18 protein-coding genes, 1 tRNA gene and 1 pseudogene are annotated in these 19,628 nt (G+C 69.1%); 12 read left to right on the forward strand and 8 right to left on the reverse strand.

Annotation, left to right across the window (positions count from 1 at the left end; genetic code table 11):
* Positions 1-123 precede the first annotated feature (123 nt).
* Entirely contained in the window at positions 124-1,140 is a 1,017-nt protein-coding gene (locus P3T39_RS07655; RefSeq protein WP_280696631.1) for an ArsA-related P-loop ATPase, read from the forward strand.
* Positions 1,137-2,282 (forward strand): ArsA family ATPase, encoded by a 1,146-nt coding sequence (locus P3T39_RS07660; protein ID WP_280696585.1) that lies wholly within the window; start codon positions 1,137-1,139, stop codon positions 2,280-2,282. Before P3T39_RS07655 ends, P3T39_RS07660 begins: the two co-directional genes overlap by 4 nt.
* 106 nt (positions 2,283-2,388) lie before the next feature.
* Here P3T39_RS07660 and P3T39_RS07665 read toward each other — a convergent pair whose 3' ends face one another.
* Positions 2,389-2,712, reverse strand: a complete 324-nt coding sequence (locus P3T39_RS07665) for a WhiB family transcriptional regulator (RefSeq protein ID WP_033333275.1) — start codon at positions 2,710-2,712, stop codon at positions 2,389-2,391.
* 399 nt (positions 2,713-3,111) lie between these two features.
* Here P3T39_RS07665 and P3T39_RS07670 point away from each other — a divergent pair, with 399 nt between their 5' ends.
* Positions 3,112-5,352: a transglycosylase domain-containing protein gene (locus tag P3T39_RS07670; RefSeq protein ID WP_280696586.1), complete on the forward strand. Its 2,241-nt coding sequence runs from the start codon at positions 3,112-3,114 to the stop codon at positions 5,350-5,352.
* 148 nt (positions 5,353-5,500) lie between these two features.
* Here P3T39_RS07670 and P3T39_RS07675 read toward each other — a convergent pair whose 3' ends face one another.
* Positions 5,501-5,953 (reverse strand): GatB/YqeY domain-containing protein, encoded by a 453-nt coding sequence (locus P3T39_RS07675; protein WP_280696587.1) that lies wholly within the window; start codon positions 5,951-5,953, stop codon positions 5,501-5,503.
* A 149-nt stretch (positions 5,954-6,102) separates the two neighbouring features.
* On the opposite strand from P3T39_RS07675, the gene P3T39_RS07680 reads away from it, so the two are divergent.
* The 4 genes from P3T39_RS07680 (at position 6,103) to P3T39_RS07695 (ending at position 8,077) form a co-directional block, all read left to right on the forward strand.
* Positions 6,103-6,564 carry a helix-turn-helix domain-containing protein gene (locus P3T39_RS07680; RefSeq protein WP_280696588.1) on the forward strand — a complete coding sequence of 154 codons (462 nt, stop codon included), beginning with the start codon at positions 6,103-6,105 and terminating at the stop codon, positions 6,562-6,564.
* A 3-nt stretch (positions 6,565-6,567) separates the two neighbouring features.
* Positions 6,568-6,843 carry a hypothetical protein gene (locus tag P3T39_RS07685; protein ID WP_280696589.1) on the forward strand — a complete coding sequence of 92 codons (276 nt, stop codon included), beginning with the start codon at positions 6,568-6,570 and terminating at the stop codon, positions 6,841-6,843.
* Between the two features lie 94 nt (positions 6,844-6,937).
* Positions 6,938-7,879: a metallophosphoesterase gene (locus P3T39_RS07690; RefSeq protein ID WP_280696590.1), complete on the forward strand. Its 942-nt coding sequence runs from the start codon at positions 6,938-6,940 to the stop codon at positions 7,877-7,879.
* 124 nt (positions 7,880-8,003) lie between these two features.
* Positions 8,004-8,077 (forward strand) — tRNA-Pro (locus P3T39_RS07695).
* A 390-nt stretch (positions 8,078-8,467) separates the two neighbouring features.
* Here P3T39_RS07695 and P3T39_RS07700 read toward each other — a convergent pair.
* Together P3T39_RS07700 and P3T39_RS07705 are read right to left on the reverse strand one after the other, a co-directional pair.
* Positions 8,468-8,680 carry a DUF4287 domain-containing protein gene (locus tag P3T39_RS07700; protein ID WP_280696591.1) on the reverse strand — a complete coding sequence of 71 codons (213 nt, stop codon included), beginning with the start codon at positions 8,678-8,680 and terminating at the stop codon, positions 8,468-8,470.
* A 57-nt stretch (positions 8,681-8,737) separates the two neighbouring features.
* On the reverse strand, positions 8,738-9,397 hold the full coding sequence (locus P3T39_RS07705) for a DUF998 domain-containing protein (RefSeq protein WP_280696592.1): 660 nt from the start codon (positions 9,395-9,397) through the stop codon (positions 8,738-8,740).
* Between the two features lie 109 nt (positions 9,398-9,506).
* On the opposite strand from P3T39_RS07705, the gene P3T39_RS07710 reads away from it, so the two are divergent.
* A complete protein-coding gene (locus P3T39_RS07710; protein WP_280696593.1) occupies positions 9,507-10,127 on the forward strand; it encodes a TetR/AcrR family transcriptional regulator in 621 nt (206 codons plus the stop codon).
* Here P3T39_RS07710 and P3T39_RS07715 read toward each other — a convergent pair.
* Together P3T39_RS07715 and P3T39_RS07720 are read right to left on the reverse strand one after the other, a co-directional pair.
* Positions 10,118-10,618 carry a hypothetical protein gene (locus P3T39_RS07715; RefSeq protein WP_280696594.1) on the reverse strand — a complete coding sequence of 167 codons (501 nt, stop codon included), beginning with the start codon at positions 10,616-10,618 and terminating at the stop codon, positions 10,118-10,120. The genes P3T39_RS07710 and P3T39_RS07715 overlap by 10 nt on opposite strands.
* A complete protein-coding gene (locus P3T39_RS07720; protein WP_280696595.1) occupies positions 10,615-11,064 on the reverse strand; it encodes an N-terminal phage integrase SAM-like domain-containing protein in 450 nt (149 codons plus the stop codon). The genes P3T39_RS07715 and P3T39_RS07720 overlap by 4 nt, the downstream gene beginning before the upstream one ends.
* 671 nt (positions 11,065-11,735) lie before the next feature.
* On the opposite strand from P3T39_RS07720, the gene P3T39_RS07725 reads away from it, so the two are divergent.
* The gene (locus tag P3T39_RS07725; RefSeq protein ID WP_280696596.1) at positions 11,736-13,886 is read left to right on the forward strand and encodes a plasmid pRiA4b ORF-3 family protein; all 2,151 of its coding nucleotides are present in this window, start codon (positions 11,736-11,738) and stop codon (positions 13,884-13,886) included.
* 264 nt (positions 13,887-14,150) lie between these two features.
* Here P3T39_RS07725 and P3T39_RS07730 read toward each other — a convergent pair.
* Positions 14,151-14,336, reverse strand: a pseudogene (locus tag P3T39_RS07730) (LacI family transcriptional regulator); the annotation flags it as partial.
* Positions 14,337-14,562: 226 nt separating this feature from the next.
* Here P3T39_RS07730 and P3T39_RS07735 point away from each other — a divergent pair.
* The 3 genes from P3T39_RS07735 to P3T39_RS07745 all read left to right on the forward strand — a co-directional run bounded on the left by P3T39_RS07735 (position 14,563) and on the right by P3T39_RS07745 (position 16,912).
* Positions 14,563-15,108, forward strand: coding sequence for a hypothetical protein (locus P3T39_RS07735; RefSeq protein WP_280696597.1), 546 nt, complete (start codon positions 14,563-14,565; stop codon positions 15,106-15,108).
* A gap of 354 nt (positions 15,109-15,462) precedes the next feature.
* Positions 15,463-15,912 carry a hypothetical protein gene (locus P3T39_RS07740; protein ID WP_280696598.1) on the forward strand — a complete coding sequence of 150 codons (450 nt, stop codon included), beginning with the start codon at positions 15,463-15,465 and terminating at the stop codon, positions 15,910-15,912.
* Between the two features lie 166 nt (positions 15,913-16,078).
* Positions 16,079-16,912, forward strand: coding sequence for a peptidase (locus tag P3T39_RS07745; RefSeq protein WP_280696599.1), 834 nt, complete (start codon positions 16,079-16,081; stop codon positions 16,910-16,912).
* A gap of 798 nt (positions 16,913-17,710) precedes the next feature.
* On the opposite strand, the gene P3T39_RS07750 is transcribed toward P3T39_RS07745, so the two are convergent.
* Positions 17,711-19,498 (reverse strand): FG-GAP-like repeat-containing protein, encoded by a 1,788-nt coding sequence (locus tag P3T39_RS07750; RefSeq protein ID WP_280696600.1) that lies wholly within the window; start codon positions 19,496-19,498, stop codon positions 17,711-17,713.
* Positions 19,499-19,628 lie beyond the last annotated feature (130 nt).

Below are 19,628 nucleotides of genomic sequence, written 5' to 3' on the forward strand. Positions count from 1 at the left end.
GCGAGCACCCCCGGCCCAGCGGACCGACCCACCCCCGAGGAGACCCCGCAGGAGAGCCTCGGAGCGAGCGGCCCGGACGGGGAGCGCGGCCTTGGCCCGGCGAACGGCCCGGACTGGGAGGGCGTGAGACTGCACGTCGTCAGCGGTAAGGGTGGGACGGGAAAGACCACGCTGGCCGCCGCGCTCGCGATCGCCCTGGCCGCCGAGGGCGGCCGGACGCTGCTGATCGAGGTGGAGGGCCGTCAGGGCATCGCCGAGCTGTTCGGGATCGCCGCACTGCCGTACCAGGAACGGAAGATCGCCGCCGTCACCCCGGCCCAGCTCGGACTGCCGGGCAAGGGCTCCGGGGAGATCTTCGCGCTGGCCATCGACACCGAGCAGGCGCTGCTCGAATACCTGGACATGTTCTACAAGCTCGGCCGGGCCGGAAAGGCTCTGCAGAAGGTCGGGTTCGTGGACTTCGCGACCACCATCGCGCCGGGCGTCCGGGACGTCCTGCTGACCGGCAAGGCCTGCGAGGCGGCCCGCCGCAAGGGACCGGACGGGCGCCGGGCCTACGACGCGATCGTGATGGACGCGCCGCCGACCGGACGGATCACCAGGTTCCTGAACGTCAACTCCGAGGTCGCCGGGCTGGCCAGGATCGGGCCGATCCACGGTCAGGCCCAGGCGGTGATGCGGGTGCTCAGGTCGCCGGAGACGGCGGTGCACCTGGTGACCCTGCTGGAGGAGATGCCGGTGCAGGAGACGGTGGACGGCGTCACCGAACTGCACGACGCACAGCTGCCGGTGGGCGGCGTCCTGGTGAACATGGTCCGTCCGCCGATCCTGGATGCCGCCGCCGTGGCGGCGGTGGACGGGGACCACCGCGAGGAGGTCGCCCTTGCCCTCGGCGAGGCCGGGCTCGGAGGTCGCTCACGGACGGCGGAGACGGTCCGCACGGCGGTCGAGCCGCTGCTGGACCCGCTGTTGGCGCAGGCCCGCGAGCACGCCGAGCGGGTCGAGCTGGAGCGCGAGCAGCGGGCGGCACTTCAGCAGCTCCGGCTGCCGACGTACGAACTGCCCTTGCTCGGTGAGGGCGTGGACCTCGGCGGGCTGTACCGGCTGGCGGGCGAGCTGAAGCGACAGGGGGCGGCATGACGGCACTGCTGGAGATCGACGCACTGATCGACAACCCGAAGACCCGGATCGTGGTGTGCTGCGGCTCCGGCGGCGTCGGCAAGACCACGACCGCCGCCGCGATCGGACTCCGGGCGGCCGAACGCGGCCGGAAGGTGGTCGTGCTGACCATCGACCCGGCCCGCAGACTCGCCCAGTCGATGGGGCTGAGCGAGCTGGACAACACCCCTCGGGTGGTCAAGGGATCGGTCGGCCCGGGCCAACTGCACGCCATGATGCTCGACATGAAGCGGACCTTCGACGAGGTCGTGCTGGCCCATGCCGAGCCCGAGCGGGCGAAGGCGATCCTGGAGAACCCCTTCTACCAGTCCCTGTCGGCCGGTTTCGCCGGTACGCAGGAGTACATGGCGATGGAGAAGCTCGGCCAGCTGCGGGCGGCCGACGAGTGGGACCTGATCGTGGTGGACACCCCGCCGTCCCGCTCAGCGCTGGACTTCCTGGACGCGCCGAACCGCCTCGGCTCCTTCCTGGACGGCAGGGTGATCCGGCTGCTGACCGCACCGGCCAAGGTCGGCGGGCGAAGCGCGATGAAGTTCCTGAACGTCGGTATGGGCCTGCTGACCGGCACACTCGGGAAGATCTTCGGTACTCAGCTGCTGACGGACGTTCAGACCTTCGTCGGCGCCATGGACTCGATGTTCGGCGGCTTCCGCGAGCGGGCCGACCGTACGTACCAGCTGCTCAAGGCACCGGGCACGGCCTTCCTGGTGGTCGCGGCACCCGAACGGGACGCGCTGCGCGAGGCGGCCTACTTCGTGGACCGGCTCGCGGCGGACGAGATGCCGCTGGCCGGCCTGGTCATCAACCGGGTGCACGGTACGGGTGTGCCGCAGCTCACGGCGGAGCGCGCACTCGCGGCGGCCGAGGCGCTGGAGGAGAACGGCTCGCCGAACTCCTCGGCAGCTGCGGAGACGCTGGCTGCCGGGCTGCTGCGACTGCACGCCGAACGGATGCAGATCATGGACCGGGAACGACGTACCAGGGACCGCTTCGTGTCGGTGTACCCGGACGTGCCGATCGTGGAAGTCGGCGCGCTGCCGGGCGATGTGCACGATCTGGACGGCCTGCGCGCCATCGGCGAACGCCTCGGCGGGACGGAGTGAGCCACCCCCTGGCTGTACTCAACCCGCCTGCACCCAGCGGCCCGGCCGTGTTCGGCCCACCGGCGTCCGACCGGGCTGCGCCCAACTCGGCTGCGCCCGGCTGTGCTCAGCCCGCCTGCGCGTAGTCGGTGAGGATCACACCGGTCGCAAGGGACTCCTCGTACTCCGTACGCGCCGTCTCCAGCAGCCTGCGCCAGGACATCACCGTCGGCCGACGGCGCAGCAGCGCCCTGCGCTCGCGCTCCGTCATCCCGCCCCACACGCCGAACTCGACCCGGTTGTCGAGCGCGTCCGCGAGGCACTCGGTGCGCACGGGGCACCCGCTGCACACCGCCTTGGCGCGATTCTGTGCTGCCCCCTGAACAAACAGCTCGTCCGGATCACTCGTGCGGCAGGCAGCCTGCGCACTCCAGTCGTCCACCCAGCCCATGCCGGCGCCGTCCTCTCCCGAATCGGGGCTCCCCCACGGCGGCAACGGCATATTCACCGTTGCCAGTTGAGGACGTTACGGAAGAACGACAGAGTGCAACAGCCCCTACGTGCCCAATCTCAAATGACCCGATCGGACTATGGGTATCTGACATCTCACTCGTTGGAGTGATCGCAGGTCGCGGGGCTTGCCAGGGACTCCCGGACCACTCTCGTCACGCTCCGCCATGAGATCGCCGACAGGGCCCGATCCATCCCACCTCAAACCGGGGCGATTCGGGCAAAGCTCATCACTCACAAGAGTGATGGCGATGAACAGAGCGAAGCTGTCGCAGTCTTGTGACAAGCCTAGGCGAACACCTGCCCCCGTGCCCGGGATTTGGCAACGTAGTGTTTCCCCATGGCACCTCAGCGACCCTCGGGATCCCCCGTCGACAAGGCCGGCCTCGGACTCAAGTTCCTGGGCACCAGTGTGCTGGCCGGACTGCTGGTCGCGGGCATGGCACTGCCCGCCGTCGGCGCACTCGGGCTCACCGCCAAGGACACCGCCGAGAGCTTCAACAACATCCCGGACGACTTCAAGACACCGCCGCTCTCCCAGGCCTCGTACATCTACGACGCCAAGGGCGGCGTGATCGCCAAGGTCTTCGACCGGGACCGCACCGTCCTCACCAAGGACCAGATGGCCCCGATCATGCGGCAGGCCCAGGTCGACATCGAGGACAACCGCTTCTTCGAGCACGGCGCCATCGACCTCAAGGGCATCCTCCGCGCGGCCGGCAAGAACGCCGAGTCCGGCTCCGCCGCCCAGGGCGCCTCCACGCTGACCCAGCAGTACGTGAAGAACGTCAACGTGGAGAAGGCCGGTGACGACCAGGCCGCCTTCCTGGACGCCACCAGGAAGAGCATGGGTCGCAAGATCCAGGAGCTGAAGTACGCCATCAAGCTGGAGGAGGACCTGAGCAAGGATCAGATCCTCACCAACTACCTGAACATCACCTTCTACGGCCACCAGGCCTACGGCGTCGAGGCGGCAGCCGGCCGCTACTTCAGCAAGAGCGCCAAGGACCTGACCATCCCCGAGGCCGCGATGCTGGCCGGCCTGGTGCAGAACCCGACGGCGTACGACCCGGTCCTGCACCCGCAGGCCGCGCAGATCCGCCGCAACACGGTGATCAACAAGCTCCTGGAGTACAAGCACATCAGCCCCCAGGAGGCCAAGGACGCGCTGGCGGCGCCGCTCGGCATCAAGTACAAGGAGCCGCTCAACGGCTGCATCACCGCCCAGGCGGGGATGGGCTTCTTCTGCGACTACGTGCGGCACGTGGTGAAGATGGACCCGGTCTTCGGCAAGACCCAGGCCGACCGGCAGAAGCTCTGGAGCCAGGGCGGCCTGAAGATCTACACCACCATCGACCCGGACAAGCAGGCGGCGGCGTACAAGGCGGTCACCACCAAGGTGAACCCGACGGACGACGTCTCGGCCGCGATGACCATGATCAAGCCGGGCACCGGCGAGATCCTGGCGATGGCCCAGACCCGGCCCTACGGCCTGGACGACAAGCAGCACCAGACGGTCGTCAACCTCAACGTCGACGCGGCCATGGGCGGCGGCAACGGCTTCTCCCCCGGCTCGACCTTCAAGCCGATCCTGGCCGCGGCGGCGCTGGAGTCGGGCATCCCGCTCACCCAGCAGTACCCCTCCGAGTTCCAGATCCCCTACCCGACCATGACCACCTGTGACGGCAGCTGGAAGTCCGACGGATCCACGGTCGAGAACGAGAACAAGTCGGAGGTCGGGCCGTTCGGGATGAAGGAGGCGATGGCCAGGTCGGTCAACACCTACTTCGTCGAGCTCGGCCAGCAGGTCGGCCTCTGCCCGATGAAGCAGATGGTCAACAAGCTGGGCATCAAGACCCTCGCCAGCGGCAAGCCGCTGATCCAGCAGCCGTCCACGATCCTCGGCGCGGTCGAGGTCAGCCCCATGCGGATGGCCGCCGTCTACGCCGCCTTCGCCGCCCGCGGCCTGTACTGCGACCCGATCGCGATCAGCTCGGTGGTCGCCGCCGACGGCAAGAAGATGGCCGTCCCCCCGGCCAACTGCACCCAGGCGATGTCCGAGTCCACCGCCGACGGGGTCAACACCCTGCTGAAGACGGTGACCGAGAAGGGCACTGCGGCCAACATCAAGATCAACGACGGCCGCGAGTTCGCCGGTAAGACCGGTACCACCGACAACCGCTACGCGGCCTGGTTCAACGGCTACACCCCCGACATCGCCACCGCCGTCTGGCTCGGCGGCCCCGGCGGCAACGTCTCCATGCGCAACATCAGGATCGGCGGCGAGTACTTCTCCTCCGTCTACGGCTCCGACGGCCCCGGGCCGATCTGGCAGATGGCCATGAACGACGCGGTGGCCGGCACCCCGAAGAGCACCTTCCAGCTGGTCTCGATCCCCGACCCCGCCGGCGCCCCGGCCGGCACCCCCGCCCCGCCCGCCGGCGACGGGACGGCCGCGAACGGCGGCGCCACCCCGGGCGACAACACCACCGGCCTGATCAACGGCGGCTTCACCCTGCCGCCGGGCGTGATCACCGGCGGCACCACCGGTGGCAAGCCGGGCAAGCCCGGCCACCACTGACAGCGGCGACACGACGAAGGGGTGCCCCTCTGCTGAGGGGCACCCCTTCGTCGTGTCGCGTCCTGCTCCGAAGAGACCCCAGGGATGGCCCCTGGCCTTGCAGGGCCTCGGCCCCTGAAAAGTCCCCGGCCCGGCCGGGAAGCGTTGATCAGCCCAGCGCGGCCTTCACCGCGGCAGCCACCCGGCCGCCCTCGGCGACGCCCTCGACCTTCGGACGCACCAGCTTCATCACCGCGCCCATGCCCTGCGGCCCGGTCGCCCCGCTCTCCGCCACGGCAGCGGCCACGATGGCGGTCAGCTCCTCGTCGCTGAGCTGCTTCGGCAGGTACTGGGCCAGCACCTCGCCCTCGGCGCGCTCCTGCGCCGCCGACTCGGCCCGGCCTGCCGTCTCGAAAGCCTCGGCGGCCTCCCGGCGCTTCTTCGCCTCCCGGGCGATCACCTTCAGCACCTCGTCGTCCGACAGCTCACGCTTGGTCTTGCCCGCCACCTCCTCACTGGTGACGGCGGCCAGCGTCAGCCGGATCGTGGACGAGCGCAGCTCGTCCCGGGCCTTGATCGCAGCCGTGAGGTCCTCCTGCAGCTGCTCCTTGAGCGTCTTCATTCCTGAATCTTCGCAGGTGGAATCTCCTCTCGCTGCCGAATTTTGGCGTGCCCGTGCAGGAGCCCCTGACGCTGTCCACCGCGCGAGTGAAGCATCTTGCGAATGCTTCGAATATTGCGAATACTCCACTTAGAGAGGGAGGACCACTGATGACATCGATCGCCGAGGGCCGGAAGATCGCTCCGGGCGCAGTCGACGCCGAGTCGGCGGCCAGAGCGCTGCGGAGACTCAAGGACTACCTGGCTCACACCACCCGGCCCGATGAAGACGTGCGGATCCACACCGAGACCGGTGGCGACGTCCTGGTACTCCCTCGGCCGACGGTGGAGATGTTCGCTGCGATCCTCGCTGCCCTGGCGGGCGGCCAAGGCGTCCAACTGCTCCCGGTCAATGCCGAGGTCTCGACCCAGGTGGCTGCGGAGATGCTGAACGTCTCTCGTCCCTACCTGATCGGGCTCCTGGAGCGAGGCGAGATCCCGTTCCGGCTCGTCGGCCGCCACCGAAGGGTTCGTTTCGACGACCTGGTGGCTTACCAGCGCGCGGATGACCGCAAGCGCAAGGACGCAGCCGACGAACTCACGCGGCTCGACCGGGAGCTGGGGCTGGACTGAACCATGGCCTTCGTCGTCGTCTACGACGCGTGCGTGCTCGACGGCGGAGGTCGGGCCAAGGACAGCGCCACCGGCGGCGAGGCCGCAGATCCCGGCCGACTGCGCTCGCCCGGCAGTGTCCTGGTGATCGACGACTTCACCGAGCTCCCGACCCGGCCCCCGCGGCACCGGGGGTGGCCCGGCCCGGCTGCACTGGCGACGGCGCACCGGGCGGCACACCGTCGAACTGTCCTGGCGCCGGACCTCGGCACGGTGATCGGCGTCCACCTGCCCGACTGATCGTCAGATCCGCCTCCCCACCGGGGCAGGCCGGGCAAAGGGCTCGGGGAACGGCCCGTTCACATGCGCTTTCGACGTCTGCGACCATGGACCGATGCGACCGCTGTACTCCGTCCCCCTCGGAATCGCCGCCACCGGCGCCGCCTGCCTCGTCTACTCCGTCGGCTACGAGGTCCGCTCGTTCCGCCTGCGCCGAGTCGAGGTCCCGATCCTGCCGGAGGGTGCACGGCCGATACGGGTCCTACAGGTCTCCGACATCCACATGGTCAGCGGGCAGCGGAAGAAGCAGCAGTGGCTGCAGAGCCTGGCCGCGCTCCAGCCTGACCTGGTCGTCAATACCGGCGACAACCTCTCCGACCCGGACGGCATCCCGGCCACGCTGGACGCCCTCGGGCCGCTGATGGAGTTCCCCGGCGTGTACGTCTTCGGCTCCAACGACTACTACGGCCCCGCCAAGAAGAACCCCGCCCGCTATCTGCAGGCGCTGCGCACCGGCGTCCACGGGCTGAACAACCCCGACGGCTCCGGGCGGCGCGGTGTCACCGGCGCCGTCCACATCGAGTGGGAGAAGCTCCGGGACGGCTTCGACGCGGCGGGCTGGCTCAACCTCACCAACACCCGCGGCCGGCTGAAGCTGGCCGGGCTGGACATCGAGTTCACCGGCCTGGACGACCCGCACATCCGCCGCGACCGCTACGCGGAGGTCTCCGGCGGCCCCTCCGCCGACGCCGACCTCTCGCTCGCCGTGGTGCACGCGCCGTATCTGCGGGTACTCGACGCCTTCGCCGCCGACCGCTACCCGCTGATCCTCGCGGGCCACACCCACGGCGGACAGCTCTGCGTCCCCTTCTACGGCGCCCTCGTCACCAACTGCGATCTCGACACCGACCGGGTCAAGGGCCTGTCCACCCACCAGGCCGGCGGCCACCGCTCCTACCTGCACGTCTCGGCCGGCTGCGGCACCAACCGCTACACCCCCATCCGCTTCGCCTGCCCGCCCGAGGCCACCCTGCTCACCCTGACCCCCCGCGCCTGAACCGCCCCGCCACACCCCTCGCCGCCCTGCTCCGCCACCGCCGGAGGAACGGATTTCGCCTCTCGGCACTCGTCCGGTAGAGTTCTACTCGTTGCGACGGAGACGGAAGCAACAAAGGAAAGACCGGGGTGTGGCGCAGCTTGGTAGCGCGCTTCGTTCGGGACGAAGAGGCCGTGGGTTCAAATCCCGCCACCCCGACCCAGGTCAGAGGCCCTATCGGATAGATCCGATAGGGCCTCTGACGTTTTGCCAGCACGAAAGTACAGCAACCGCCCCGGCCGTCCCCGACCGCCAGCAACGCTTGCCGAAGAAGTGTGGGCGAGCCGGGCCCTCCCGCCGACGACGCGATGTGATCTGGGGCATGGTCCGGCTGCAACGCTCAGCCAGCGTGACGACCAGTCAGCTGCTGCCACTGGCCCGTGCCGACTGCTCGAGTCTCGGGGATGGCTCTGTTCACCAGTTTCGACAGCAGTTGCTCATCGCTTCGGGCGGCGTCCTCCCCGTGTCGTGTTCGATGTTCACGAGAGGTGACAGCACTGCGGCCGCGCCGTGGGACCTGCTTGAGGTCCCACGGCGCGCATGTCCGGGTTACTGGCCGCTGTCTTCGGCGAGAGTGTGGGCGACGAGCGCGTTGGCGTGTCCGTGGCCGAGTCCGTGCTCGGTCTTGAGCCACGTGACGAGCTCCATGTGCTTGGTCAGGGGCGAGGTGCGGACGAGGTCCTTCCAGTGCGCGATCGAGCGGCCGTACTTCTTCTCGATCGAGGGGAAGTAGCTGGCGGGGCCCTTTGCCGGAGTGGTCATCGCGATGTCCTTGTCTCTTGATTCGTGATGCTGTCGGTAGCGCTTGCGGAGTGTTGCCTACGCCTTGATCAAGCGGGCGGTGACTGCGGTGAGCCACAGGAGGCCGAGGCCGGCGCCGGCGGTGAAGGCCAGGACGGTGGCGGAGGAGGCTGCGAAACCCGTGAGGACGCCGAGGGGCATGAGGCGGGAGCTGAGGGCCCATCCACGGTACTGGTGGGCGGCAAAGTGGCGGGCCAGAACGAGGAAGGCCGCGCACAGGGCGAGGTAGCCCACCGTGCCGCTGAGCATGTGGATGCTGCCGTGCCAGCTCAGTGAGGCGGCGTGGGTATCGGGGGCACCAGCGGGAAAGCCGCCACCGGGGTCGGCGGTGAACACCGCGGCGAGCAAGAACGAGGCGCCGAAGACGCCGATCAGCCGGGGTGCCCACATCCCGCCGGGTGTGTCTCGCAGCGCACGGCGCATCCCGACCGCGCCGGCGATGACCAGTACGCCGGTCAGCAGGAAGCTGGTCACCTGGATCCAGCCGAGGCCGCCGAGGCTGAGCTGGCTGATCGCGTTGCGGGTGAAGTCGAAGCCGTCACGCGTCAGCCCCTGGGTCACGCCCAGGCCCAGGAACAGCGGGCCTGCCACGATGCCGCCGGTCACAAGGGCGCGGGTTGTCGGCCAGGTCGATACCGGCACGGCAGTGGTGATCGGAGCTTCGATGGTGTGGGTCATCGGTGTCTTCCCCCCCCAGGAAAGAACTAGACGGTGTGGTACTCGTTGGCGCTGAGCGATACAGTAAACCCACAAGAACTAGACTGTCCAGTACTGACTAGGAGCCGTCATGGAAGCGCGCGATGAGAGCCGATCGGCCCGCAAACACAGGGCGATCATGGACGCCGCAACTCAGGCGTTCATGGACAAGGGCTACTCGGGAACCAGCATGGACGACATCGCGAAGCTGGCCGCGGTCTCCAAGCAGACCGTCTACAAGCACTTCGCCGACAAGGAGAAGCTGTTCGCCGAGATCGTCCTGGCCACCACCGACCGGGTCGACGCCATGGTCGACCTGGTGGCCGACATCCCGGCTGACGCCGATCGACTGGAGGAGAACCTCACCCGGCTCGCCCGCCAGTTCCTGGCCGCCCTCACCCAACCGCAGGTACTCCAGCTGCGGCGCCTGATCATCGCCAACGCCGACACCTTCCCCGAGCTAGGGGCCGCCTGGTACGAGCGGGGCTTCGAACGAGTCCTCGCCACCCTGGCGGCAACCTTCCAACATCTCGCCGACGAGGAACTGCTCCGGATCGACGATCCGCTGCTGGCCGCCAACCACTTCTCCGGCCTGCTGCTCTGGATCCCCGTGAACAAAGCCATGTTCCACGGCAGCCCCCAGCACACACAGGACGAACTCGACCGCTACGCCACCGCCGGCGTCGAGGCCTTCCTCGGCGCCTATCGCTGAACCCAGCGGCAAGCCCGCCTCCTGCAGCGGAACTCGAAGCGGTTGAAGTTGCGCGGCTCGATCGGCGTCCCGCAGCGGGTGGTGAACACGAGGTCGGAGTCGGTCCACAGCTCGCCAGCGGCCAGCTTGTCGGCCGCGCGGCGCTTCTGACGCAGCAGCAGCGCCGCGCGGCAGATCTCGGGCAGCGGGAGCATCGACTCCGAAGCATCGGTCTTGACCTCGGAGTGCAGCAGTCGGCGGCGCACGCGCTGGAGCTGCTGCTGGACGGGGATCTCGCCCCGGTCCAGCATGACGTCCGACCAGCACAGGCCGAGCACTTCGCCCTTGCGCAGACCGAGGACCAGGATCATCACATACGCGCCGTACAGCGGGTCGCGCGCGGTGCGGGCCGACTCCAGGAAGCGGCTGGCCTCCTCGACCGACCACGGGACGACCTTGCGGCTGCGCGGCTTCGCCATCTTGACGAGCTGGGCGACGTTGCGCGAGATCATCTCCTCGCTGATCGCGTAGGTGAGCGCGCGCTGCGGAGCACGGTGCGGGCGTCGGCGACGGAGCGCTTGGACAGGACCTGCTCGCAGCACCTGCCGATCGCGCAGCACTTCCGCCGCTCCTTGGGGCGGCGCTCGTCCTTGCCCTGGGCACAGCACTGGCAGGTCGTGCCGAGCCTGTTCAGCCACTCGCGCACGTCGCGGACGCTGAGCTTGTCGACCCGCTTGGAGCCGAGGAACGGCCCGATGTACAGGCGCACGGCCGTCTCGTAGGTCGCCGCAGTGAGCGGCTTGAGGTTGACCTCGACCTCCTCCTTCAGCCAGAAGGCGAGGTACTGCTCCATGGTGGGCGTGCCGGTGGCCACCGGGCCGGCCTTGGCGGCGTTGTGGAGCTTGAGCCACTTGTCGTTTAGGGCCTCTGGCGCGTTGGCGGCACGAAAGTACAGCAACTACTCCGGCTGCTGGCCACCTTCATCAACCGCCGGGTCAGGCAGACCGCCCTCGCGAGCGGCTGACGCCGGATCGGCGGAGCTGACGTCAGGGGATGCGCCGAGCATGAGAGCGCCGAGCCGCCCGAAAAGGAGCGATCATCGTCCGGTGGGCATGCACACCGGACGAGGGCAAGCCCGGTTCAAGGCGATGCTGGCCCGCGTGTGCCCGCCCACTGTCGAGGTCGGGAGCCACGCACGCCATGGAGGACGCCCTGGCACCCGCTGCAGCGAAGCTGGGTTCCACCAACCTGGCGCCCAGTGCGGGACGGGCGGCCCGGCTCGGCCGCCGAGGGCGGCGTGCTCCGAGAGCAGCAGGTCATGGTTCGAGAAGGGCGGTCAGGACGACGGCGGGGTCTGCGTCCGGTGGTCCGGCCGGCCACCAGGTGCCTCGGTCCTTGGTGTACGGGTAGCACAGCCCGTCCTGACCCAGGCGCAGTTGGGCGTCGCGGCCCTCGGCGGGCCAAGGCCATACGCACGGGTGCGCAGGACGTGTCAAGAGCGGCTTCGCCCACTCGGCGCAGTGCGAGAAGATGGCGCCGGTACCCACCGCAGACGGCTGCGGCACATGTTCGGCCGCCGCCCCGCACCGGTGCCGGAAGCCGTCTCCGTCTCGAGGGGTCCCTTTCACCGTGAGCGCCGAGCCCGTGCCCACCTACCAACTGAAGATCGCCCTGCGGGACACCAGCCCGCCGATCTGGCGCCGGGTCACTCTGCCGGCCGACACCTCGCTCGGCTGCCTGCACGACATCGTCCAGGCCTGCTTCGGCTGGGACGACTCGCACCTGCACTCCTTCGCCGAACCCGGCTCCGGCCGCCGATTCGTCGACTTTGACGCACCGTTGGACCGCGATCCCAGCCGCGACTTCGACGAGGAGTCCGCGTCTGTGGCCGAGCTACTGCCCTACGTGGGCGGACGGCTGGAGTACACCTACGACTTCGGCGACGACTGGCGGCACCTGATCACCCTGGAGAAGACCCTCCCCGCGGCCACCGGCGACCGGCGCGTCCACTGCACCGGCGGCCGCCGCGCGATGCCCTACGCCGAGGACACCGGCGGCGCCTGGGGACTGCGGGCCGTACTCGACGCCGTCGCGGACCGCACCGCACCGGCCCCCGAGCCGTGGACCGAGCTGGTCGAAACGCTGCGCGAGGAGGGGTTCGACCCCGCCGCCTTCGACCGCGAGGCCCTGGACCTGGATCTGGCCGAAATGAACCCGCGGCCGTCCACGGCCACCCCGGCACCCAGGCTGGCCAAGGCCGCCACCGGCGGGCGGCGCTGCTCCTGCGGGGAGATCCACGACGACGAGGACCTTGACGTGGAGTTCGTCCCGGTGCGCCCTGTCTCCCTGGCACCCCTCGCGGAGCTCGCCGCAGCCGCACGCCAGGTGCCGCTGATCGCCTCCACGCTCCGCCTGGCCCACTGGTGCCAGGGCGGACGAGCCGTCACGTCCCGAGGCGTGCTCAAGCCCGCACTGGGCCGCCTGGCCGTACAGGAGCTCGAACTGTGGTCCCAGGACGACGAGCTGAGCGCACTCGCACCCGCGGAGCGCGACAAACGGCTGGCCCGCCTGCGCAGCTCCGGCGACCTCCCCTGCCTCGACAGCCCCTGGCAACTCGCCCTGTACGCGGACCTGGTGGAGATCAGCGCCAGCACCGCACGCCCCGGTGCCGACCTGCCCGCCACGGCAGGAGACGAGGGAGTCGTGGAGTTCTGGTGTCAGGCAATCGGCGACGAACTCGACGGCCTGGACGACCTCGAAACCCTCGGCCTGCCCCCGGTGCTGCTGGCCGCACTCGGCATGCAGAGCGAGGACGGCGACGGCTTGGCCGCGACGGTACTGCGGGCACTGTACGAGGTTCCCGACGGCGAATGGCTGGGCACGGAACTGCTCGTCGCCGCACTCCGCGAGGGCCTCCCCAAGCAGGAGGCGCGACTGGTCGAACTGCTCCTCCTGCAGATCCTCGACCAAGCGGCCATGGTCCTCGCCGAGTACCAGGCAGCGGAGGTCGAAGTCGGCCCGGAGACCCGCCGGGAGCGCGACCACATCCTGCTCGACATCCTCGGCATCAAGGGGACCTCTGAGGGCAGCGACGGCACTCCCCTGCCCGGGAACCGGCTCAGGCTCACCCCACTGGGACGCCACGGCCTGCGCGAATACCTGCTCGCCGAAGGAGTTCCCGCTCCGCTGATCGGCGAACTGGCCGACGCCGACGCCCCGACACTGCTGGAGGCCCTGCTCGACTACGACCAGGACGCCGCCCGTGCCGAGATCGCCGGATGGATCAGCTATCGGGGCCAGGGTCCGGCCGCAGTCCAACTCATCGACTCCTGCGCCGGACTGGAAGCCGACGCGGCCCTCCGTCGCCTGAGCGCGGCACCGGTGCTGGCCGAACTCGACGAACCCAGAGCGCTCACTGTTCTGCGCAAGGCCGCAGCCTCCCAGGTCCCCGGCTGCGCCCAGGCCGCGGCGATCACGCTGGCCAGCCGGGGCGAGATCCCCGAAGGGCACGGTCCGGAACTCCAACTCTGGGGGCTCGTCGACCATCTGTGGGGTCCGCTCGGCGTCGCCGACGAGGCGCTTGCCGCATTCCTGGACCAGGAAGGGGACTTGGTGCTGGCACTTCTGGAGCAGGCAGCCGACGATCTGTGGCGCTGCGACCACCCCGCCACCGGCGCCGTCCTGGAAGCGGCGGGGCGACACCTGAGGGCCCGGGACAAGGCGCTCGCCAAACGGCTGCGCAAGGCCGCGACCAAGGTCGGATCCCAGCGCCGACGCTGAAGTCGAACCTGTGGCGAAGCGGTCGGCAGAGCCTCACCAGCCGACCCCGCCTGGGCCGCGACTCAGCGAGCGCGCCATGCGTTGAGCAGTTCCTCGGGGCCGTAGGCTGCGTGGAGTCCGGAGCAGCTGACGCCGCTTCGGGAGACCGCGACGAGCAGGAGGGCCGTGGGTTCAAATCCCGCCACCCCGACCCAGTAACACCAGCTCAGGGCTCTCGGGAGAATTCTGGGAGAAACCTGCGTCAGAACGTCTCCCGGCGGGCCCCTACTGACGCGCTCTCAGCAGAGCGTCGAGGACCGCCACGGGCGACCCCGGCGACATCTGCCGGCGGGCGTCGAGGGTCGCCTCCCACATCCCCGTCAGACCGTCGAGCGGATCCCGGCGCATCTCCGGGGTGACGTGGGAGCAGCGGGCCTGTACCGAGCCGTCCTCGTGCCCCATCCGCTCGTCCTTGAGCTTCGGGGGCGCAGACACGAAGCGCACCGGTGAGTACGAGGCATCCGCCCGGCGAGCGCGAGGAGGGAACGCCGGTCGCATTGCTGCCGAATGGGGGAAGCTCGAGCGACCCTCCCCTGGGGCGGATGGCTGATGCCGATCGCCCATATAACAATCGGATCGACTCGCGTGATTGCCGCGGGCACCCTCGTTCTGATTCCAGCGGGAAGGCTTGACTTCGATGCGTGCGAAGAAGGTACTGATCGTCGGCTCGGTCGCCCTACTCCTTACGGCCCTCGGGGGGCCGGCGAGCGCCGCAGGCTCCGGGAACACCACCGTGACGTTCAGCATCACGACCGGCGCCCTGTCGATCACCGTTCCCTCCTCGGCGGGTCTCTCCGCGGGGACCCCCGGTGGCACGATCACCGGACAGCTCGGGGCCGTGACGGTGACCGACAACCGCGCCCTGCTCACCGCGTCGTGGACTTCCACGGTGTCCTCGACGGACTACACCACGGGCGGCGGCGCGGCCTCGGAGACCATCTCGAAGAGCAACGTGTCGTACTGGTCGGGACCAGCCACCGCCACCACCGGAGTGGGCGTCTTCACCCCGGGACAGGTCACGGCCGCCCAGGCGCAGGCCCTCTCCTCGACGCTCACGGCCTTCACCCTGACCGCCGGCGTAGGAAACAACTCCGCGAGCTGGAATCCGACCCTGGTGGTCGCGGTACCCGCCGCAGCGGTAGGGGGCAACTACACCGGGACGGTGACCCATTCGGTCGCCTAGCCGGGCGCTTCACCTGACACCGCCGACGCTTCTCCTTTCCGCGTTGCGCCTCGGTCCGGCCAGTGCGACGCCCCGGACAGGCCGCGAGATCCGAGCTGGACGGCAGCGGCCGGCCGCGTTGCGGCCGAACTGGTGAAGCTGGAGCGTGCCCCCTCAAGGAGCGGATCGCCGACACCGATCATTCGACAAGAAACCGGACTGGCCGGTGTGGTCGACATGGCCGGCCCCGCTCTGATTCCAGTGGGAAGGCAGGCATCGATGCGCGCGAGGAAGTTGCTGATCGTCGGCTCTGCCGCCTCGTTCCTTGTGGCCGTCGGAGGGCCGGCGAGCGCCGCAGGCTCGGGGAACACCACCGTGACGTTCAGCATCACGGTCGGCGCCCTGTCGATCACCGTTCCCGCCTCGGCGGGTCTCCCCGCGGGGACCCCCGGTGGCACGATCACCGGACAGCTCGGGGCCGTGACGGTGACCGACAACCGCGCCCTACTCACCGCATCGTGGACTTCCACGGTGTCCTCGACGGACTACACCACGGGCGGCGGCACGGCCTCGGAGACCATCACGAAGAGCAACGTGTCGTACTGGTCGGGACCAGCCACCGCCACCACCGGCAGCGGAACCTTCACCCCGGGCCAGGCCACCGCCACTCAGAAGCAGCCCTTCTCCTCGACGGTCACAGCCTTCACCCTGACCGCCGGCGTAGGAAACAACTCCGCGAGCTGGAATCCGACCCTGGTGGTCGCGGTACCCGCCGCAGCGGTAGGGGGCAACTACACCGGGACGGTGACCCATTCGGTCGCCTAGTCGGGCGCTTCGCCTGGCACTGCTGACGCTTCTGCTGTCCGCGCTGTGCCTCAGCGCGGCCGGCGCGACGCCCCGTACAGGCCGGGCCGCAAGCGCGGAACCGGACGGCGACGTCGGCATCCGGCTGCTCGAAGCCCCGGTCGACCGGCGAGACGATCCTCGCGCGTTGACCTCCGTCGTCGATTATCTCGCCCCCGACACCGTGATCAAGCGACGGCTGGAGATCTCCAGCACGTCGAGTGAACCCGTCCACGTCGACGTCTACCCCGGCGCTGCGGCCATCGAGCACGACACATTCGTCTTCGCCCCGGATCGCACAACGAACGAGTTGTCAGGCTGGATCAGACTCGACCACACCAGTGTTGACCTCCCCCCTTACGGCACAACAGAGGTAATGGCAAAAGTCGCTGTACCGCCGGAGGCGTCGTCCGGAGAGCGGTACTCGGTCATCTGGGCACAGGTCGCCTCCCAGGCCGAGCCTGAGCGCAACGTGAAGGCCATCAACCGCGTCGGGGTTCGCCTCTACATCGACGTCGGGCCCGGTGGCGAACCGCCGTCCGACTTCCAGATCGAGGAGCTGACTCCCGCGCGCACCGACGACGGGCGACCCGAGGTCCTGGCCAAGGTCCACAACACCGGGCAACGCGCCTTGGACCTGAGCGGAACGCTGTCACTGTCGGACGGGCCGGCCTCGATGAGCGCCGGACCGTTCAAGGTCACGGACGGCACCACACTGGCACCGGGGAACAGCGCACCAGTAACCGTGCTACTGGACCACCGACTTCCCGACGGCCCCTGGACAGTGCACCTGACGCTCGCCAGCGGCCGGGTCCAGAAGACCGCGACCGCGACCCTCACCTTTCCGACCGCCGCAGGCAGCACTGGCCAGGCCGTCCGACCTCGGAAGGAAGAGTCCACCCTGGGCTCACTCGTCGCGGTCACGGCAGCCGGATGCGTGGCCGTACTGTTCCTCGTCGCGCGCCGCGTCAGAAGGCGATGACGGGCGATCGCGTTCATGCTGCCCGACGCCGGGTCGGCACCATCGGGAACCTCGAGCAGCCCCTTGTACAGGCCAAACATTGCATGAAGCGGCACGAGTTGTCAGTCGGCTCGTGTCCCCTGGGTGCCACGCTGCCGACCCCTACGGCGGCGCTGCGCGGTCTTCATCTTCCGTCGCGTCAGGCGGACCGTCTTCGGGCATGGCTGACGGTGGATCATGTCGGAAACGGTGGCACCGCCGAGGACGGTACCCAGACCCAGCACCGCGAAGGACAGACCAGTCGCGTGCCAGCGCTCGGGATCGAGGCTGACTCGTCCGTCGACCACCTGGGTACCGCGATGCGCGCACGGAGATCGGCAGGGTCGGCCTCCCCGCTACCGGGTCCGGGCGATGTGCGGGGGAAAACGGCACGTTCCGCTACGGGTGCAGGTGCGTGACGGCTCGGCGAACTGCGCACTGATGCCGAGTTCGCGGTGGCGTTCGGACAGCGCGGCAAGCCAGGATGGCCGCCGGGACGCCTGGCGCTGGTCACCGTGCTTCAGAGAGCGGAGAACCTCACCGACCGGGAGCACCGAAGAGGAATCGAACAATCACCCGACCGGCCCCAATATGACCGTGCGCCGGCGACTCAGGTCTCTGACGCCAGGTCTGTCGGGCTCGTATCGGCCGCCTTTGTCGTCCTTCCCGCCCCGTGTGCGTTACCCGCGGCGTGCGGACCTCGGCCAGGACTCCGACATGCTGAACAGCCGCCACCTCGTGCCGGATCGACCATCCGACATGGCCGATCAGTCCCGCTGGTCATGCGACGGAGTGTGTGATCGTTCCGGTGTAGGTGCCTGCGACGGCAGCGGCGGGCACCGCGATGACGAGGGTCGGATTCCAGCTCGCAGTGGTGTTCAGCGTGCCGAGGGTCATGGTGAAGGCGGTGCGGGAGACGGTGAGGGTCTGTGCGTTCAGGGCAGTGGCCTGCCCGGGGGTGAAGACGCCCACTCCGGTGGTGGCGGTGGCCGGCCCGGACCAGTAGGACACGGCTGATGTCGTAATCGTCTCGGCGGCGGTGCCGCCACCGGTGGTGAAGTTCGTCGCAGAGACGGTGGCCGTCCAGGATGCGACGGTGTTAGCTCGAGCGTCGGTCACCTGCACGGCGCCGAGGTGGGCGCTGATCGTGCTCGAGGGTGCCCCGGCGCCCAGGTTCACGGCCGAGGGCAGGCTGATCGAGAGTGCGGCGACGACGGTCAGGGTGAAGGTCTGGGTGGCGTCGGGGCCGGTGGTGTTGTGGGCGGTGATGGTCAGGGTGTAGATGCCGCTACTCAAGGCCGTTCCGGACAGGGTGGCGGTGCCGTTTGGGTGGCTGACAAAGCTGACTCCGAAGGGCAGCGTTCCGGTTTTCGAGAGGGTGGGCATGGGGGTGCCGGTCGCGGTGACGGTGAACGTGCCCGCCGTGTTCACGGTGAACGTCGCGCTGTTCGCGCTGGTGATCGCCGGTGGCTCCGGAGTGGTGTTGAGTAGCACCGACATCTTGTTCGCGTCGTAGTCGGCGGTGGCGAGGTCGAGGTAGCCGTCGCCGTTGAAGTCGCCCATCGCCACCCAGGCCGGGCCACCGCCCGTGGCGAAGTCGGTTTTCGCTGCGAACGTGCCGTTCCCGTTGCCCGTCAGGACCGACACGGTGCCCCCGAGGTAGTTGGCCACGGCCAGGTCGAGGCGGCCGTCACCGTTGAGGTCACCCACGGCCACCGACTCCGGGCCGGTGCCGGTGGCGTAGTCGACCTTGGCCGCGAACGTGCCGTCCCCGTTGCCCAGCAGCACCGAGACCGTACCCGAGTTGTAGTCGGCGACGGCCAGATCCTGGCGGCCGTTCCCCCGAAAATCCCCCACTGCCACCGACCACGGGGCGTTGCCGACGGGGTAGTCGACTTTGGCCGCGAACGTGCCCGTCCCGCTGCCCAGCAGCACCGACACGCTGGCCGCGTTGTGGTCGGCGACAACCAGGTCGAGGTGGCCGTCACCGTTGAAGTCGCCGACCGCGACCGACTGCGGGGTGACGCCGGTGGCGTAGTCGACCTTGGCCGCGAACGTGCCGTCCCCGTTGTTCAGGAACACCGAGACCGTGTCCACGGCGTGGTTGACGACGGCCAGATCCTTGCGGCCGTTCCCCCGAAAATCCCCGACCGCCACCGCTTCCGGGTTGGTCCCGGTGGCGTAGTCGACTTTCGCCGCAAAGGTGCCGGTCCCGCTGCCCATCAGCACCGATACCGTGTTCGAGCCGTAGTTGGTGGTGACCAGGTCGAGGTGGCCGTCACCGTTGAAGTCGCCGACCGCGACCGACTGCGGGTTGGCCCCGGTGGCGTAGTCGACCTTGGCCGCGAACGTGCCGTCCCCGTTGCCCAGGAACACCGACACGGTATTCGAGCCGTAGTTAACGACGGCCAGGTCCTTGCGGCCATTCCCCCGAAAATCTCCGACCGCCACCGAGAACGGGGTCGTCCCCGTGGTGTAGTCGACGTGCGTCGCGAAGACTGGGGCTCCGGCTGCCCCCGCGATATGGGGCGCGACAACCGGCGGCATCACCACCGCCAACAGGACCACAACGAGCCAACCCGCTCCACGCCGCACCCTTACCATGCGCAAACGATATGGGCACCTGCGCCTCGTGCGTACCCTACGCGCACAGCGGATAAACATCATTCCCTCTTCTGGCCGAACGCGGACACAGGTG

Origin of the sequence: Kitasatospora sp. GP82 (assembly GCF_029892105.1) — a bacterium.
GTDB lineage: Bacteria > Actinomycetota > Actinomycetes > Streptomycetales > Streptomycetaceae > Kitasatospora.